Source organism: Frigoribacterium sp. CFBP 8766, assembly GCF_014841435.1.
Lineage (GTDB): Bacteria > Actinomycetota > Actinomycetes > Actinomycetales > Microbacteriaceae > Frigoribacterium.
In genome coordinates, this window is record NZ_JACYTX010000001.1 from 287,691 (window position 1) to 304,646 (window position 16,956).

14 protein-coding genes are annotated in these 16,956 nt (G+C 74.2%); 12 read left to right on the forward strand and 2 right to left on the reverse strand.

Annotated elements, in window-relative coordinates:
- Positions 1–9: 9 nt before the first annotated feature.
- A complete protein-coding gene (locus IFT90_RS01350) occupies positions 10–1,194 on the reverse strand; it encodes an ROK family transcriptional regulator (protein ID WP_192040674.1) in 1,185 nt (394 codons plus the stop codon).
- 219 nt (positions 1,195–1,413) lie between these two features.
- Between IFT90_RS01350 and IFT90_RS01355 the strand changes: the two genes are divergently transcribed.
- From IFT90_RS01355 to IFT90_RS17400, 8 genes are all read left to right on the forward strand, one after another.
- A complete protein-coding gene (locus IFT90_RS01355; protein WP_192041376.1) occupies positions 1,414–2,142 on the forward strand; it encodes an amino acid ABC transporter ATP-binding protein in 729 nt (242 codons plus the stop codon).
- Between the two features lie 68 nt (positions 2,143–2,210).
- Positions 2,211–3,170 (forward strand): glutamate ABC transporter substrate-binding protein, encoded by a 960-nt coding sequence (locus tag IFT90_RS01360; RefSeq protein WP_244644729.1) that lies wholly within the window; start codon positions 2,211–2,213, stop codon positions 3,168–3,170.
- A gap of 138 nt (positions 3,171–3,308) precedes the next feature.
- Positions 3,309–3,953, forward strand: coding sequence for an amino acid ABC transporter permease (locus tag IFT90_RS01365; RefSeq protein WP_192040675.1), 645 nt, complete (start codon positions 3,309–3,311; stop codon positions 3,951–3,953).
- Positions 3,950–4,885, forward strand: coding sequence for an amino acid ABC transporter permease (locus IFT90_RS01370; RefSeq protein ID WP_192040676.1), 936 nt, complete (start codon positions 3,950–3,952; stop codon positions 4,883–4,885). Before IFT90_RS01365 ends, IFT90_RS01370 begins: the two co-directional genes overlap by 4 nt.
- Positions 4,886–4,919: 34 nt before the next feature.
- The gene (locus IFT90_RS01375) at positions 4,920–6,023 is read left to right on the forward strand and encodes an asparaginase (protein ID WP_371812043.1); all 1,104 of its coding nucleotides are present in this window, start codon (positions 4,920–4,922) and stop codon (positions 6,021–6,023) included.
- Positions 6,020–7,828 (forward strand): copper homeostasis protein CutC, encoded by a 1,809-nt coding sequence (locus IFT90_RS17470; protein WP_192040677.1) that lies wholly within the window; start codon positions 6,020–6,022, stop codon positions 7,826–7,828. The genes IFT90_RS01375 and IFT90_RS17470 overlap by 4 nt, the downstream gene beginning before the upstream one ends.
- Before the next feature lie 221 nt (positions 7,829–8,049).
- Positions 8,050–8,850 carry an Fpg/Nei family DNA glycosylase gene (locus IFT90_RS01385; protein ID WP_192040678.1) on the forward strand — a complete coding sequence of 267 codons (801 nt, stop codon included), beginning with the start codon at positions 8,050–8,052 and terminating at the stop codon, positions 8,848–8,850.
- Positions 8,851–8,957: 107 nt separating this feature from the next.
- Positions 8,958–11,168, forward strand: coding sequence for an Ig-like domain repeat protein (locus IFT90_RS17400; protein ID WP_192040679.1), 2,211 nt, complete (start codon positions 8,958–8,960; stop codon positions 11,166–11,168).
- Between the two features lie 41 nt (positions 11,169–11,209).
- On the opposite strand, the gene IFT90_RS01395 is transcribed toward IFT90_RS17400, so the two are convergent.
- Positions 11,210–11,770: a CGNR zinc finger domain-containing protein gene (locus IFT90_RS01395; RefSeq protein ID WP_123547627.1), complete on the reverse strand. Its 561-nt coding sequence runs from the start codon at positions 11,768–11,770 to the stop codon at positions 11,210–11,212.
- A 106-nt stretch (positions 11,771–11,876) separates the two neighbouring features.
- Between IFT90_RS01395 and IFT90_RS01400 the strand changes: the two genes are divergently transcribed.
- The 4 genes from IFT90_RS01400 (at position 11,877) to IFT90_RS01415 (ending at position 16,673) form a co-directional block, all read left to right on the forward strand.
- A complete protein-coding gene (locus IFT90_RS01400; RefSeq protein WP_192040680.1) occupies positions 11,877–12,881 on the forward strand; it encodes an EamA family transporter in 1,005 nt (334 codons plus the stop codon).
- 88 nt (positions 12,882–12,969) lie between these two features.
- Positions 12,970–14,496 (forward strand): family 16 glycosylhydrolase, encoded by a 1,527-nt coding sequence (locus tag IFT90_RS17475; protein ID WP_371812046.1) that lies wholly within the window; start codon positions 12,970–12,972, stop codon positions 14,494–14,496.
- A gap of 365 nt (positions 14,497–14,861) precedes the next feature.
- Positions 14,862–15,683, forward strand: a complete 822-nt coding sequence (locus tag IFT90_RS01410) for a sigma-70 family RNA polymerase sigma factor (protein WP_192040681.1) — start codon at positions 14,862–14,864, stop codon at positions 15,681–15,683.
- Positions 15,684–15,824: 141 nt separating this feature from the next.
- On the forward strand, positions 15,825–16,673 hold the full coding sequence (locus IFT90_RS01415; protein WP_305798559.1) for a flagellin: 849 nt from the start codon (positions 15,825–15,827) through the stop codon (positions 16,671–16,673).
- The last annotated feature ends 283 nt before the right edge of the window (positions 16,674–16,956 follow it).

Below are 16,956 nucleotides of genomic sequence, written 5' to 3' on the forward strand. Positions count from 1 at the left end.
CGCGCGAGCTCAGGCCAGGCCGCGCACCGAGAACACCTGGTCGAGGAACACCCGCCCCGCCCCGCGCAGCCCGCCCGAGCCCTGGTGCCGCGTGACCTCGACGGTCAGCTGGTCGGTCGCCATCGGCAGGCAGTCGGCCCAGAGGGTCGAGCGGACGCCGGCGACGAAGACGTCCGAGTCGGCCAGCACGCCGCCGAGCACGAGCCGGTCGGGGTTGAAGAAGTTGACGATGGTCGCGAGCACGCCGCCCGTCATGACCCCGGCTCCGCGCAGCAGGCCGGTGGCGAGGGGGTGCGCGTCGCGGGCCAGGTCGATCATCGCCTCGACGGTCGAGACGTCGTGGCCGGCCAGCTGCATCTCGCGCACGAGCGCGTTGCCCGAGGCGAGCGCGTCGAGGCAGCCGGTGCGGCCGCACGAGCACGGGACGGCGGTCGCGCCGGGCACCGTGACGTGGCTGATGTCGCCCGCCCAGCCGTTGCTGCCCGTGTAGAGCTCGCCGCGCGAGACGATGCCGCAGCCGATGCCCGAGCCGACCTTGACGAAGACCTGGTCGGCGGGCACGGCCTCGTCGCCCTCGGCCACGAGCTCGCCGGCCGCCATGAGGTTCGCGTCGTTGTTGACCACGACGGGCAGGTCGATCTCGCGCTGCACGACCTCGGCGACCGAGACGCCGTTCCAGCCGGGCATGCGCGAGGGCGAGACGATGCGCGCCGTCGTCGACGAGACGGGGCCGGGCACGCCCACCGACAGGCCGCTCAGGCGGGCGTGCCCAGGGTCGCCCAGCTCGTCGAGCATCCCGAGGAGGTGCGCGAGCGACGCCGACAGCACCGCGGTCGGCCCCTCGGCCACGTCCAGGGCCACGTGGCGCTCGGCCAGCAGCGCGCCCGAGAAGTCGACCAGGCCGAAGGAGGCGCGGTCGACGCCGAGGTCGACGCAGCCGACGAGGCCGGCGTCGCCCCGGATCTGCAGCCGCCGGGGACGGCGGCCGCCCCGCGACGCGCCCTCGCCCGTCTCGACGACGTGGCCGAGACGGATCAGGTCCTCGACGCGGGAGGCGACGGTCGAGGGCGACAGCCCCGACACCCTGGCGAGGTCCGCGCGTGACCTCGCGGCGCCCGTCCTCAGCGGACGCAGCACCTCGACGGCCTGGGGCGTGTGGCGGGGAGGGGCACGGAACGCCTCGGTCGTCGTCATGGGCCCCTCGCGATGATCGGTCGCGAACCTGGTCAGGCTGGTCGCGTTGCTCCAGTATTGCACGAAGTTGATCGAAATCTACGTGTAACAATCGCACAGTAGGTTCCCGTCCCACACGGACGACGACCTCACCGGACGGCGACGCGGCCCCCTTGCCGCACCTCTCGAGAAAGCGGCACCAGCGTGGACAGCACCGCCTCAGGCACCAGCGCGAACGACATGATCACGATGCGCGACGTCCAGAAGCACTTCGGCGAGCACCACGTCCTCAAGGACGTCACGCTCAGCGTGGCGCCGCGCGAGGTCGTCGTGGTCGTGGGCCCCTCCGGCTCGGGCAAGTCCACGCTCTGCCGCTGCCTGAACCGGCTCGAGACGACCACGAGCGGCGAGATCCTCGTCGACGGCGTCCGGCTGCCCGAGGAGGGCAAGGCGCTCGCCGCCCTCCGCTCCGACGTCGGCATGGTGTTCCAGTCGTTCAACCTCTTCGCGCACCGGACGATCCTCGACAACGTGACCCTGGCGCCGATCACCGTGCGGGGGGAGTCGAAGAAGGACGCCCAGGCCCACGGGCTCGAGCTGCTCGCCCGGGTCGGCATCGCCGACAAGGCCGACTCCTTCCCCGCCCAGCTCTCGGGCGGCCAGCAGCAACGCGCCGCCATCGCCCGCGCGCTCGCCATGCGCCCGAAGGTGATGCTCTTCGACGAGCCGACGTCGGCGCTCGACCCCGAGATGGTGAACGAGGTGCTCGACGTGATGGTCTCCCTCGCCGCCGAGGGGATGACGATGATCGTCGTCACCCACGAGATGGGCTTCGCCCGTCGCGCCGCCGACCGCGTCGTGTTCATGGACGACGGCCGCATCGTCGAGCAGGCCGACCCGGCCACCTTCTTCGACCACCCCGAGTCCGACCGGGCGAAGGCGTTCCTGTCGAAGATCCTCACCCACTGACCTCCTCCCCCTCCGCACCTCCCGCAGCACCACCTCCCACAGCAGCCCCATCGAAGAGAGGCACCACCTTGCGCACCTCCCCCTCCCCCCTCCGCCTGCGTCGGGTCGTCCCGGCAGCCGTCGCCGTCGTCGCCATGCTCGGCCTCGCGGCCTGCTCGAGCGACAGCTCGGCCGTCCCCGGCGCCGACCCCAGCGCCTCCTCGGCCGCCTCGGCCCTCGACGAGGTCTACGCGGACGCGGTCGTCGCGGACGCGGCCGACATCCTGCCCGACTCGACGATGGCCAAGATCAAGGAGCGCGGGAAGCTGATCGTGGGCGAGGCCCTCGACGCGCCGCTGCTCTCGCAGCAGGACCCGTCGAACCCCGACGACGTGCAGGGCTTCGACGCCGACCTCGCCAAGCTGCTCGCCATCTACATCCTGGGCGAGCCGAACGTCGAGATCGTCCCGCCCGCCTCCGAGACCCGTGAGGCCCTGCTGCAGAACGGCACCGTCGACGTCGTCTTCAACACGTACACGATCACGGAGGAGCGGGCCGAGCAGATCTCGTTCGCCGGCCCCTACCTGGAGTCCGGCCTGGCCGTCGCGGTGAAGGCCGACAACGACGAGATCAAGGGCATCGAGGACCTGGGTGGCAAGAAGGTCATCGTCGGCGCCAACACGCCCGCCGTCACCGCCGTGCCCGAGGAGCAGCCGACCGCCACGCTCGTGTCGTTCGCGACCGACCCTCAGGCGATGCAGGCCCTCAAGCAGGGCCGTGGCGACGCGTACGTGCAGGACTTCACGCTGCTCGCCTCCAACGCCGCGTCGGACGACTCGATCAAGGTCGTCGGCCAGCCCTTCACGACCGAGGCCTACGGCATCGGCCTCGCCAAGGACGACGCCGACTTCAAGGCGTTCATCAACGACTGGCTCGTGCAGATCGAGGACGACGGCACCTGGGCGAAGGTCTGGGACGCGACCCTCGGCGCGGCCGTCGAGTCGGACACCCCCGACGCCCCCGAGATCGGCTCGGTCCCCGGCTCCTAGCCGGACCGCGGGCGCGGTGCGCCGGCCGGCCGTGGGGGCGACCCGACGGCCGGCCGGCACCCGGCCCCGTCGCTGCAGCCGCACCTCCTGCTCTCCTCTGCTCCACCTGCCCCACCCGCCCTCGGCCCGAAAGACCCCATGGACTTCTTCGTCGACAGTGCAGGGCCGCTCCTCACGGCCCTCGGCACGACGATCGTGATGGCGCTCGTCGCCGGCGCCGGGGCCCTCGTGCTCGGCACGCTCGTCGCCGCCGCCCGGATCAGCCCGGTGCCCGTGCTGCGCGGCGCCGCCTGGGCGTACACGCAGTTCTTCGTGAACGTGCCGCTGCTGGCGCTGCTGATCCTCGCCGTCTTCGCCCTGCCCGACGCCGGGCTGATCATGCCGCTCGCACCGACCACGGTGCTCGTGCTCGCCCTCTACGAGGCCGCCTACGTGGCGGAGGCGGTGCGCAGCGGCGTGAACACGGTCGGCAACGGCCAGATCGAGGCGAGCAGGGCCCTCGGGCTGACCCTCGGCCAGACGCTCCGGCTCGTCGTGCTGCCGCAGTCGCTGCGGGCGGCCGTGCAGCCGATCGGCAACGTGATGATCGCGCTCACGATGAACACGGCGCTCGCCGCGGCCGTCGGCGTCGTCGAGCTGACCAGCGCCGTGAACAAGCTCAACCTCGTCCAGGCCCAGCCGATCCTGATCTTCACCGCCGCCGGCCTCGTCTACATGGCCCTCGCCCTCGTCATCGGCCTCGGCGCCGGACGCCTCGAACGAAAGGCGGCGATCGTCCGATGACCACGCCGACCTCCTCCTCCTCCCGTCCTGGCAGCGGTGCGGCTGCCGTCACCCCCGCCTCCGCCTCCGTCCGGAAGGCGCCCACGGTCTCGCTCTACGACGAGCCCGGCCCGCGGATGCGACGCGCCATCCGGCTCTGGTCGGTCGTCGTCGTGCTCGCCCTCGCGGGGCTCGTGGCGGCCGGGCTCGTCCAGTTCGGCTCGCGCGGGCAGCTCGACGCCGACCGCTGGACGCCGTTCCTCTCCTGGCCGATCTGGCAGTACCTGCTCGTGGGGCTCTGGGGCACGATCCAGGCCGCCGCCCTCGTCGCGGTGCTCGGCGGCGCGCTGGGCCTCCTGCTGGCACTCGGGCGGCTGAGCCCGCGTCGCCCGCTGCGCTGGCTGTCGACCGCCTACATCGAGGTCGCCCGCACGGTGCCCGTGCTGCTGCTCATCTACTTGATGCTGTTCGGGCTGCCGCAGCTCGGCCTCGACCTGCCGCTGATCTGGAAGCTCGTCGTGCCGCTGACCGTGGCGAACTCGGCCGCGTTCGCCGAGATCGTCCGCGCCGGGATCCTCGGGCTGTCGCGCGGCCAGCGCGAGGCCGGGCTCAGCCTCGGGCTCTCGTCGGCGCAGACGACCCGGCTCGTCGTGCTGCCGCAGGCGCTCCGCTTCGTGACGCCGTCGCTGGTGACCCAGCTGGTCAGCCTGGTCAAGGACACCTCGCTCGGCTACATCGTCGCCTTCACCGAGCTGCTCTACCGCGGCCAGGTGCTGTCGTCGTTCAACCACCTCCTGATCCAGACGTTCCTCGTCGTGACGCTCGTGTACCTCGTCTTCAACGGGGCGCTGTCGACGCTCGCCGCCCGCCTGCGGGCACGTCCGTCGCGGCGCAGCCCCCGGCGCGCGGCGGCTCCCGTGCCGGCGCCGGCCTCGGCGCCCGCGCTCGACTGACCCTCCCTCCCTCCCCGTCACCAAGGAGCACACCGTGGCCCCCTCCCTCCCTTCCCGTGCCGACGGCCTGCCGACGCCGACGTCGGCCAGCCCTGCGGCACCGTCAGCCCCGGCCGCGTCGCTCGCCGAGCTCGCCGTCGTCGTGCGCTCGGGCGTGGTCGAGAGCCGGCACCTCGGCTGGCTGGTCGCGCTCGACGCCGAGGGGCGCGTCGCGGCCGACCTCGGCAGCGGCGCGGCGCAGGTGCTGCCGCGCTCGACGACCAAGCCCGTGCAGGCGCTCGCCTGCCTCGAGGCCGGGGCGGACCTCGACGGCGAGGAGCTCGCCATCGCGGCCGGCAGCCACACCGGCGAGGACGCGCACGTCGAGGTCGTCCGCCGCATCCTCGCCCGCGCGGGGCTCGACGAGTCGGCGCTCGGCTGCCCGGTCGACTGGCCCGAGGACGAGGCGACGCGCGAGCGGCTGATCCGCGACGGCGAGACCCGGTCGCGCGTCCGCATGAACTGCTCGGGCAAGCACGCGGCCATGCTGCTGGCGTGCGTGTCCGCGGGCTGGGACACCGCCTCCTACCTGGACCCTTCCCACCCGCTGCAGCAGCTCGTCCGCCGGACGCTGGAGGCGGTGGCCGGCACGACCGTGGAGGCCACGGCCGTCGACGGCTGCGGCGCGCCCCTCTTCAGCACGACCGTCGAGGGGCTGGCGCGGTCGTTCCGGGCGCTCGTCACGGCGTCAGCGGGGTCGAACGCCCGCCGCGTCGCCGACGCGATGCGCGCGCACCCCTTCTACGTGGGCGGGAACGCCCACGCCAACAGCGACGCGATGACCCGCGTGCCCGGCCTGCTCGCCAAGGGCGGCGCCGAGGGCGTGATCGGGATGGCGACGTCGACCGGCGAGGCCGTGTCGATGAAGGTGGTCGACGGCAGCCCGCGGGCGACGACGCTGGTCGCGCTCGAGGTGCTCGGGGCGCTCGGCGTGGACGTCTCCGGGGCCGGGTCGCTGACCGCGCTGCCGGTGCTCGGCGGCGGGGTGCCCGTCGGCGAGATCCGGGTCGGGGCGGACGTCGCGGCGTGGGTCGCGGGGGCGCGCGGCGCCGGGGCTGCCGACGCCGGGGCGCGCGGCGCCGGGGTCGACGCCTCGTGACGGACGTCGTCGTCGAGCTCTGCGTCGACGACCTCGACGGCGCGCTGGTGGCCGACCGTGCGGGCGTCGAGCGGATCGAGCTCTGCGCCGACCTGCTCGAGGGCGGGACCACCCCGAGCGCCGGGCTGGTCGGCTCCGTGCTCCGGGCCGTGCGGCACGTCGGCGTGCAGGTGATCGTCCGTCCGCGCGGCGGCGACTTCACGTACGACGACGGCGAGCTCGACGTCATGTGCGCCGATCTCGAGGCGCTCGCGGCGCTCGCGGCCTCGCTGTCGACCGAGCACCCCGCCGGCCAGGAGGGCGGGACCGAGGTCGGCGTCGTCCTCGGGGCCCTGACCCCCGCCTCCGAGGTCGACGTGCCGGCGATGCGCCGGCTGCTCGCCGCGGCCGGTCCGCTGCCCGTCACGTTCCACAAGGCGATCGACGCCACGCCCGACCTGCTCGCCGCGTACGACGTGCTGCGGTCGCTCGGCGTGCGCCGCGTCCTGACGGCGGGCGGACCGGGCACCGCGGCCGAGGGCGCGGACGTGCTGGCCGAGCTCGTGCGGCGGTCAGCCGCGAGCCCCGACGCCCCCGAGGTGCTCGTCGGCGGCGGGGTCCGTGCCGCCGGCGTGGGCTCCCTGCTCGCCGCGACCGGCGCTTCCTCGGTGCACCTGCGGGCGATGTCGCCGTCGCCGCGCGGGGACGGGACGCTGCGGACCGACCCGGCCGTCGTCGCGGAGTTCCTCGCGGCCGTCGAGCGCGGGCCGCACGATCCTCACATTGCCGACTCGGCGGACGTCCAGGGCAGCGAGGACGCAGGAGGCGCGGTGCCCGACCCGGCCCCGTCCCGGTCCGCGGTCGTCGCGGTCGACATCGGGGGCACCTCCTTCAAGGGGGCGGTGGTCGACGACTCGGGGCGCACCGTCCTCTCCCTCTCGGTCGCGGCGGGAGCCACGGGCGCGGAGTCCGTCGACCTCGTCGTCGGCCTCCTGCACGAGCTGCGGGCCGCCGCACGGACCTCTGGGCACGACGTCGTCGGGGTGGGCGTCGTGACGCCGGGCATGGTCGACGCCGAGCGCGGCGTCGTCCTCTTCGCGTCCACGCTCGGCTGGACGGACGTGCCGCTCGGCCCGATCCTCTCCGCCGAGCTCGGGGTGCCCGTCGAGATCGACCACGACGTGCGGACGAGCGGCCTGGCCGAGAGCCTGTTCGGCGCCTCGGCGGGGGTCGCCGACTCGGTGCTCGTCGCCGTCGGCACCGGCGTGGCGGCGTCGATCACGAGCGGCGGCCACGCCGTCCGCGGGGCCCTGACGGCGGCGGGCGAGCTCGGCCACGTGCCGGCGGTGCCCGGCGGCGAGGCCTGCACCTGCGGCCAGCACGGCTGCCTCGAGGTGTACCTGTCGGGGGCCGGCGTCGCCCGGCGGTACGCGGCCCTCGGCGGACTGCCCGGGCTCGACACGGCGGCCGTCGTCGCGCGGGTCGGGGGCGTCGAGGGCGTCGGGACCGGCGTCGACGCGGTCGCCGACCGGGTCTGGGCGGACGGCGTCCGGGCCCTCGCGCTCGGCCTGACGTCGCTCACGCTGCTCGTCGACCCGGCCGTGATCGTGCTCGCCGGGGGAGTGTCCCGCGCGGGCGCCGCCCTCGTCGACCCGCTGCGCGCCGAGCTCGCGGCCGGGCTGGCCTGGCGGGCCGCGCCCGAGGTGCGCCTGTCCGAGCTCGGCACGCACGGCGGGCGCATCGGCGCCGCGGTGCTCGCGTTCCGCGCCGGCGGGCGGGGGAACGTCGTCGACTCGTGGTCGCGGGCGGACCTGCTCGCCGAGTAGCCGCGGCCGCTCTTCTCTTCATTCAGGAAGATGGCTCCTGCGTGTTGCGAGGAGAGGAGCTTGGTTCCTGAACCGTGCACGATCCAGGAACTGACGGGCTGGACTTCCTGAGTCGTGCGCGCGGCGCGGCCGTGAGTGGTCCGGGCCGTGCGCAGGGTCCGGCTGTGCTCGCGGTCCGGCCGTGCGGGACGGGTGTCGGAGGCGGCGGCTAGCCTGCCCGCATGCCCGAGGGTGACAGCGTCTTCCGACTGGCCGCGCGCCTCCGTGCGTCCCTCGACGGGCAGCGGCTGACGAGCGGCGAGCTGCGGTCGGGCGCCGCCGCGGGCACGCCCCTGGCGGGGTGGACGATCCGTGAGCACGACACCCACGGCAAGCACCTCCTCACGCGCTTCGACACCGGGCGGACGCTGCACACGCACCTCCGCATGCAGGGCTCGTGGACGATCACGCGGCCCGGTCGGCGACTCCCCACGGCCGTCGCGAAGGAGGCGCGGGTCCGGCTGCAGACCGAGGCCGGCTCCACCGCGTGGGGCCTCGACATGCCCGTGGTCGAGCTGCTCGACACCCGCGACGAGCGGTCCGTGGTGGGCCACCTCGGGCCCGACCCGCTGCGCGACGACTGGGACCCGGCGGAAGCCCGGCGACGGATCGAGGCGGCCGACCCGGACCGCACGGTGGCGGCCGTGCTGCTCGACCAGCGGGTGCTGGCCGGGCTCGGCAACCTGTGGGCGAACGAGGTCTGCTTCCTGCGCGGGGTCTCGCCGTTCACCCCGGTGGGCGCGGTCGACACGGCAGCGCTCGTGCGGGTCGCGGCGCGGGGGCTGCAGGCGTCGGTGCGGGTGCCCGGCATGTTCCAGACGACGACGGGGAACACGCGGCGCGGCGAGCGGCACTGGGTGGCGGGGCGCGCCGGGCGCCCGTGCCTGCGCTGCGGCACGACCGTGCTCGTGCGTGCCGAGGTCGCGGACGACCCCGGCCGGCGCCGCACCTGGTGGTGCCCGAGCTGCCAGCCGGTCCGCTGAGCGCACCGCCGCCGACACGACACGCCGATACCTGGCGGTATGCGCCTCTCATCCCTTACTCTCAGCACGTCTCGACGAGCGAGACCACCCGACGAAGCCGGATCCCGATGCGCCCTCTCCGTTCCCCCTTCCTCCGCCGTGCCGCCGCCGGGCTCGCCGCGACCACCGTCGCCGGTGCCCTGCTCCTCTCCGGTGCGGGTGCCGCCCACGCGGCTCCTCCGGCGCAGACGGTGTTCCTCGACCAGAGCTTCGGTGGCGCCTCGGCCGGGCCCGACTTCCTGCTGCCGACGACGCCGTCGGGCAACGTGGCCTGCCTCACCGCAGGCACCGACGTCGCCGCTTCGCCGATCCCCGGGTGCCGCTTCGCGAACGACCCCGAGGGTTCGGGAGCGCTCCGCCTCACGGACACCGGCACGAGCCAGTCCGGCGGCGTCGGGTCGACCGTCTCGGTGCCCACCGCTCAGGGCCTCGACGTCACCTTCGACTCGTGGCAGTACGGCGGCGGCGCCGCCGACGGCCTCACCTTCTACCTCGCGGCGACGGATCCCTTCGACCCCGAGGTGCCGACGCGCCTCGGAGGCATCGGCGGCTCGCTGGGCTACAGCCCGCAGGACTCGCAGCTCGGCCTCGCGAACGGTTACCTGGGCGTGGGGCTGGACGCCTACGGCAACTTCGCCAACCCCGCCTTCAGCGGGAACTCGTGCCCGCCCGTCGGCGGGGCGGGCTCGAACGCCCTGACTCTCCGCGGCCCCGGCAACGGGTCGACGGGCTACTGCGTCCTGAGCAGCACCCGGGTCGACGGGAACCTGCGCGGGTTCGACGGCGTTCGCGACGAGGCCGGTCGAGTCCCCGTCGAGGTGGCCGTGAACCCCTCGGCCGACACCGTCACCTCGCCGTCGGGCCTCGAGGTGCCGGCCGGCAGCTACGTCGTGAGTCTCCAGGGGAGCTTCGGCAGCGCGCCGACGATCACCCAGGGCCCCCTGCCCTCGCTCCTCGGCTCGTCGACCGACCCTTCCTGGTACGACCCCACGACCGGCGTGCCCTACAAGCTCACCTTCGGCTGGACCGGCGGCACCGGGAGCCTGTCCGACTACCACGAGATCGCGAACGCCCGGGCGACGACCCTCGTCGGCCCTGCCCCCGTGCTCGCGCAGACGACGTCGGGCAGCGCGACCGTCGTGCCGACCCGCGGCTCGACCGTGAGCGTCGCCGCGTCGGTCAGCGCCGACGGCGGCGCCGAGGCCGAGCCCGTGGTGGCGACGCTCGTGTTCCCCGAGGGGCTCGCCCCGACGCTGCCGACCGCGGCGACCGGCTGGGCGTGCACCGTCTCCGGCCAGACCGTGACCTGCACCGTCGTGCCCTCTCCCGAGTTCGCGCCGGGCGCCTCCCTGCCGGTCCTGACCGTGCCGTACACGGCGACCGCCGACGCTGCGGGCGCCCTGACCGTGCTCACGACCGTGTCGTCGACGGACTCCGCCGCGGCGACGTCGCAGCTCGAGGTCTCGGCAGTGCGTGAGCCCACGGTCGTCACGTCGTCGTCGGGCCGGCAGACGCCGGGCACCACCGGCCCGTCCAGCGTCTTCACCGCCGACGTCGCCTCGGCCGCGGCGACCGACCCGACGGCGCCCCTCGGCACGGTCGAGTTCGTCGACTCGGCCACCGAGGAGCTGCTCTGCGAGGCCGACCTCGTGCCGGCCGCGTCGGGAGCGACGTCCACGGCGACGTGCACGGCCGACGCCGACCCGTCGACCGCCGTCCGTGTCGACTACGACCAGGCCGACGCCGCGCACGAGCCGACCCGGGCCGACCTCGGCTCGTTCGTCGTCCTCACCACCCCCGTCGCCCTGGCTGCCGGCGCGGTCGTCGTCGACGGCGATGCACAGCTGAGCGTCACGGGGCTGCCCGCGGACGCCACCGGCACCGTCGTCTTCTCGACCGGACCCACCACCCTCTGCACGGTGACCCTGCCGACCGTTGCCTGCACCGTCCCCGACCTGGCCGACGGGAGCTACACGGTGACCGCGGCGTACTCGGGCGACGCGGTCTACGCGTCCGCCGAGGCCACGGCGTCGTTCCGGATCGGCACGGCCGCTGCGCCGGTCCCGGCGCCCGCCGATCCCGCAGCGCCCGCAGCCCCCGCTGTGCCGGCCGCCACGTCGGCACCCGCGGCGACCGCACCCGTCGCCGACGACGAGGAGGCGCGCCTCGCCTTCACGGGATCGACCCTCGTCGCCTGGACGGCCGGCGCCCTCGGCCTCGCGCTCGCCGCCGCCGGGGTCGTGCTGGTCGCCGCGCGCCGCCGCAGCCGCACCGCCTGATCGCCTGACGGCCTGACGGCCTGACGGCCTGCCGCGGCGCGCTACGCGAGCGGGTCGGCCGCGCGCCGCTCGCGGAACGCGACCGCGTTCACGCGGTTGCTGCAGCGCACGCTGCAGAAGCGCTTCGAGGCGTTCCGCGAGAGGTCGACGAGCACGCCGTCGCAGTCGTCCGCCGCGCACTCGCGGAGGCGCCCGGTCTCGTCGGTCCGGACGACGTCGACGAGGGCCATCGCGGCCTCGACGAGGATGCGGTCCGCGAGGGGCGCCTCCTGCGGGGTGGCGTGCACGTGCCAGTCGAGGTCGCCGTGCCGCACGAGCCGCGGCACCGCCTGCAGCCGCGCGAGCAGCTCGTTCACCGCCTCGACCATCGCGTCGCGGTCGAGGGTCCAGAGCTGACGGAGGCGCGTGCGGGCCTGCCGCACGGCCTCGAGCTCGGCCTCGTCGCCGTCGAACCGGCCGGAGAAGCCGAAGCGCGTCATCAGCTCGGCCAGCTGGTCGGTCGTGGCGAGCTGGTCGACGCCGCTGCGGGTCGCTCGGGCGGCCGTGTTGAGGATCGTCGCGTCGAACTCCAGCACGTCTTCCGTGTCAGGGGCGAAAAGCACATTGACTCCTTACTCGTGACCAGTCTACTGTCAGGACTCATCACCCTTTGAGCCCTGATGCGACGGTCGCCCCCGACGTCCGGTGCCCCTGACGAAACGAGCAGCCGTGGACCGCCGCCACCTCACGACCGGACTGATCGTCGCAGTCGTGGCCGCCGCCTCCTTCGGGGTGTCGGGCCCCTTCGTCAAGCCGCTGCTCGCCTCCGGCTGGAGCCCCGTCGCGGCTGTGGCCCTGCGCGCCCTCGTCGGGGGCGCGCTGCTCGCCCCCGTCGCTCTCGCGGCGCTGCGCCTCGACCTCCGACCGATCTGGCGGGCGCGTCGGCGCGTGCTCGGCATGGCCGTCGTCGGGGTCGCCGGGACGCAGGTCTTCTACTTCGCCGCCATCCAGCACATCCCCGTCGGGACGGCGATCCTGCTGGAGTACATGGCCCCGCTGCTGCTCGTCGCCGTCGCGTGGGCGGTGTCGCGTCGTCGACCGGCCGGGATCGTGCTGATCGGCTCCGCGATCGCCGCGGCCGGGCTCGTGCTCGTCGTGTCGCCGAGCGGCGGGGGAGCGCTCGACCCCCTCGGCCTGCTCTTCGGCGTCCTCGCGATGGTCTGTTGCGCCGGGTACTTCGTCATCGCCGCGCAGCCGTCGGGCGACCTGCCCCCGGTGGCGCTCGCCGCCTCGGGGCTGCTGGTCGGGTCGGCGCTGCTCGGGCTGCTGGGCCTGACCGGGCTGGTGCCCTTCACCGCGTCGGCGGACGATGTGGTCGTGCTCGGCGGGGTCGTCGCCTGGTGGGTGCCGATGCTGGTGATCGGAGTCGTCGCCACCGCCGTCGCCTACGCGACGAGCATCACCGCGAGCTCGATGCTCGGGTCGCGGCTGGCGTCGTTCATCGGCCTGCTCGAGGTCGCGGCCGCCGCGGCCTGGGCGTGGGTGCTGCTCGACGAGGCGCTGACCCCGTGGCAGCTCGTCGGAGGCGTCCTGATCGTCGCCGGGATCGTCGCCGTGCGGTCGGACGCCGGGGCCGACCAGCCGGGCCCGTCGCCCGAGGTGCTCGCCTCGACGCTCGCCGACCCGGTCGAGCGGTCGTCGACGACGGTGGTGGACGGCCCCCCGCGCCGGTAGGGTCGGGCCACATCGACCGGCCGGGCCTCGCCTCCGCGAGGACGGCCGTCAGGGTCCGGCGGGGTCGCCGGCGAGGGGGGACGACATCGTGGGACGACGAGCACGGGCGGCGATCGTGGTGGCGGGCATCTGCGTCGGCGCGACGGTGGCGAGCGGCCTCCCGGCCACCGCCTCCGGCGCCACCGCTTCCGGCGGCGCCGTCGGGGGCGTCGGCACGCAGTACTTCCTCAACGACCGGTGGAGCGGCGACGCGGACCGGGCCTTCACCTGGGGGCGCGACGACGACGCCGTCCACGTCGGCGACTGGGACGGCGACGGGGCGGACAGCCTCGCGACCCGTCGCGACGCGACCTTCGCGTTCGACGACGTGCTCGGCGGCGGCGGCGACCTCCGGACCGGCCGCTTCGGGACGCCGTCCGACGTCGCGCTCACCGGCGACTGGGACGGCGACGGCGTGGACACGCCCGCCATCCGCCGTGGGTCGACCTACCACCTCACGAACCGGCTCACGGGCGGCGCCGCCGAGCAGGTGCTCGCCTACGGCCGGGCCGACGACCTCGTCCTCGTCGGCGACTGGGACGGCGACGGCCGCGACACCCTCGGCATCCGCCGGGGGAACGCCTTCCACCTCAAGAACACCATCGCCGGAGGCGCCGCCGACGTCGCCTTCACCTTCGGCCGCGCCGACGACCAGGTGTACGTCGGCGACTGGGACGGCGACGGTCGCGACACCCCCGTCGTGCGCCGCGCCACGACCTACTTCGTCAGCGACTCCTTCGCGGGCGGCGAGGCCGACCGTGTCCAGGCCTACGGGCGGGCAGGGGACACCACCCTCGTCGGCGACTGGGACGGCGACGGCCGCGACACGCTGGGCGTGCGACGCACCGCCGCGCTGCCTGCCGGGGTCGTCTGGGCACAGGAGTTCGACGGGGCCGCGGGCAGCGCTCCCGACCCGGCGACCTGGAACCTCGAGACCGGGGCCGGCGGCTGGGGCAACGCCGAGCTGCAGATGTACACGACGTCGAGGGCCAACTCGGCGCTCGACGGAGCGGGCGCCCTCGTCATCACGGCGCGGAAGGAGGCGAACGGGACCTACACCTCCGCGCGCCTGACCACGCAGGGCACGTACGAGCCCCAGTACGGACGCATCGAGGCGCGGATCCAGGTCCCACGGGGCCAGGGCATCTGGCCGGCCTTCTGGATGCTCGGCGCCGAGCTGCCCTCGAAGGGCTGGCCGGCCGCGGGCGAGATCGACGTCATGGAGAACATCGGCCGCGAGCCCCACCTCGTGCACGGCACGGCGCACGGTCCCGGCTACTCGGGAGGCGAGGCGATCAGCGGCACCTACCGGCACCCCCAGGGCTGGGCCTTCGCGGACACCTTCCACACGTTCGCGGTCGACCGGAAGCCCGGGTCGATCGAGTGGTCGGTCGACGGGCAGGTCTACCACCGTGTCACGCGCGCGAGCACGGGGGGCGACCCGTGGGTGTTCGACGCCCCGTTCTTCCTCGTGCTCAACGTCGCCGTCGGCGGCCAGTGGCCGGGCTACCCGGACGCCACCACGGTGCTGCCGCAGCAGATGAAGGTCGACTGGATCCGCGTCCACCGGAACTGAGCCCTTCCCCTTATCGCCTGACGCGCCTCCGCCGCTACGGCACCGCCGCCCCAGCCCGGGGGCCACCGCCGCCCGGCACCCCCCGAAGGCGCGCCGTGCGCGCCCCCTCACTGGGGACAGCGCACCCCTTATACGGCCCTCGGCCCGTCGATAGGTTTGCTCTTGCACGGCGGAGGAGATCCGCCGGGCCGGGAGACCCGAAGTCCCTGGCCCGACGTCCACGGAGTCCGAGCCCTGCACCACCTCGCCTGCCCGCGACCGAACGAGCGGACCGACGAACGAGCCCTGATCAGAGGGCTGTTCGCCGCGCCCGGAAACGAACACCGGCCTGCCCGACGCAGGCCCCGTCCTGCTGGGAGCACCGGATGAACCGCACCGAACGCAACGCCATGGTCGTCGAGAACCTGCCGCTGGTGGGCTACCTCGTCAGCGAGGTGTGCGCCCGCGCCACCCACCTGTCGCGCGACGACCTCGCGAGCGTCGGCGCCGTCGCCCTCGTCCAGGCCGCGGACGCGTTCGACCCGACGCTCGGCATCCCGTTCGGCGCCTACGCGCGCACGCGCATCGTCGGCGCCTTCGCCGACGACATGCGCTCCGGCGACTGGGCAAGCCGCGGCACCCGCAAGCGCATCAAGGAGACGCTGTCCACGCAGGAGGCGCTGACCGCCTCCCTGGGACGCGCCCCCTCGGTCGACGAGATCGCCGGCGCCCTCGGCGTCGACCGGCAGACCGCGTCGAGCGCCCTCGCCGACGCGGCCCGCACCGTCTCGACCCTCGACGACACGGTCGCCGACCACCTCGCGGCCGACGTGCCGATGCCCGGCGACCACCTCCTCGCCAGCGAGCGCAGCCGCTACGTGCGCGCCGCGGTCGACGCCCTCCCCGAGCGCATGCGCCTCATCGTCGAGGCCGTCTACTTCGGCGACCGCACGGTCACCGAGGTCGCCGCCGAGCTCGGCATCACCCACAGCGCGGTGTCGCAGCAGCGCACGGAGGCGGTCCGCCTGCTGAGGGACGCGCTCGCGGCCCACTACGCGGACGACGAGCAGGCCGAGTTCGTGCCCGTCTCGAAGACGGCGCCCGCGCGCCGCAGCGCCTACCTCTCGAAGGTCGCCACGAACGCCGCGGTGGGCATCGCCCGTGCCGTGCGCGAGCCGGCCGTCGAGGGCTTCAGCGCCGCCGTCTGACGGCAACCCGTCGCCCCGCGCGACGGTCTCCAGAAAAACTTCGGCACTCGGCTAACGAGTGCCGGCGACCGGCCGAGAGTAGCCGGTGTCAGCCCACGGACGGGCTGACGAACACCACCCAGTCACGGAAGAGGAAACACCATGGGCATGCAGATCAACACCAACCTCGCGGCGAACAACACCTACCGCAACCTGAACGCCACGCAGAACGACCTGTCGAAGAGCCTGGAGAAGCTCTCGTCGGGCCTCCGCATCAACCGTGCCGCTGACGACGCGGCCGGCCTCTCGATCTCCGAGGGCCTGCGCTCGCAGGTCGGCGGACTGACGGTGGCCGCGCGCAACGCCCAGGACGGCATCTCCGTCGTCCAGACCGCTGAGGGTGGCCTCACCGAGGTCCACTCGATCCTCCAGCGCGTCCGCGACCTCGCCGTCCAGGCCGGCAACGACTCGAACAACGCCGACGCCCGCAAGGCGATCGGCACCGAGGTCACGGCGCTCACCTCCGAGCTGACCCGCATCTCGGCGTCGACCAACTTCAACGGCATCAACCTGCTCGACAAGAGCGCCGGTGCCGCCAAGGACGGCGTCATGAAGTTCCAGGTCGGCGCGGGCGGCACGCCCGGTGCGGACCAGATCTCGGTCGACCTGTCGAAGGCCGACATCTCCGCTGTTGCCGACACCGTCGGAGACCTCCTCTTCGACACGGCTGACAACGCGCAGCTGGCGATCGTCGAGCTCGACAAGCAGATCACGGCAGTGTCGTCGGTCCGTTCCGAGCTCGGTGCCGTGCAGAACCGCTTCGAGCACTCCATCGCGTCGACCAACGTCGCGAAGGAGAACCTCACGGCGGCGAACTCGCGCATCCGCGACGTCGACATGGCGGAGGAGATGGTCAAGTACACGCGATCCAACGTCCTCAGCCAGGCCGGCCAGGCGATGCTCGCACAGGCGAACCAGAGCACCCAGGGCGTGCTGTCGCTCCTCCGCTAGTCGTCACCGACCGGCGGATGACCGGCTCCCGATCCCAGCGGGGGCCTGACACCACCTGAGCTCGGCTCCCCCGGGAGCCAACGGTTCACGACCGGTGGTCGGGACGCAGCAGCTGATCCTCTGCGTCCCGGCCCTCGGTCATCCCGAGCGTCGTCGACGACCTCGCCCGCACCTCCTGCAGCACCGCACCACCCGCAGCACGGCACCACCGCACCACCCCACCGACTCCCTGCATCCCGCGGTCTCCTCCGCACCTCCCCGCCCCCGCCCCCGAAGGAGCACC

Excerpts from the sequence above, each read along its gene's own strand:
- IFT90_RS01385 (WP_192040678.1), top strand. The coding sequence starts at position 8,050 with ATGCCCGAGGGTGACAGCGTCTTCCGACTGGCCGCGCGCCTCCGTGCG.
- IFT90_RS01410 (WP_192040681.1), top strand. The coding sequence starts at position 14,862 with ATGAACCGCACCGAACGCAACGCCATGGTCGTCGAGAACCTGCCGCTG.
- IFT90_RS01365 (WP_192040675.1), top strand. The coding sequence starts at position 3,309 with ATGGACTTCTTCGTCGACAGTGCAGGGCCGCTCCTCACGGCCCTCGGC.
- IFT90_RS01370 (WP_192040676.1), top strand. The coding sequence starts at position 3,950 with ATGACCACGCCGACCTCCTCCTCCTCCCGTCCTGGCAGCGGTGCGGCT.
- IFT90_RS01350 (WP_192040674.1), bottom strand. The coding sequence starts at position 1,194 with ATGACGACGACCGAGGCGTTCCGTGCCCCTCCCCGCCACACGCCCCAG.
- IFT90_RS01415 (WP_305798559.1), top strand. The coding sequence starts at position 15,825 with ATGGGCATGCAGATCAACACCAACCTCGCGGCGAACAACACCTACCGC.
- IFT90_RS01355 (WP_192041376.1), top strand. The coding sequence starts at position 1,414 with ATGATCACGATGCGCGACGTCCAGAAGCACTTCGGCGAGCACCACGTC.
- IFT90_RS17400 (WP_192040679.1), top strand. The coding sequence starts at position 8,958 with ATGCGCCCTCTCCGTTCCCCCTTCCTCCGCCGTGCCGCCGCCGGGCTC.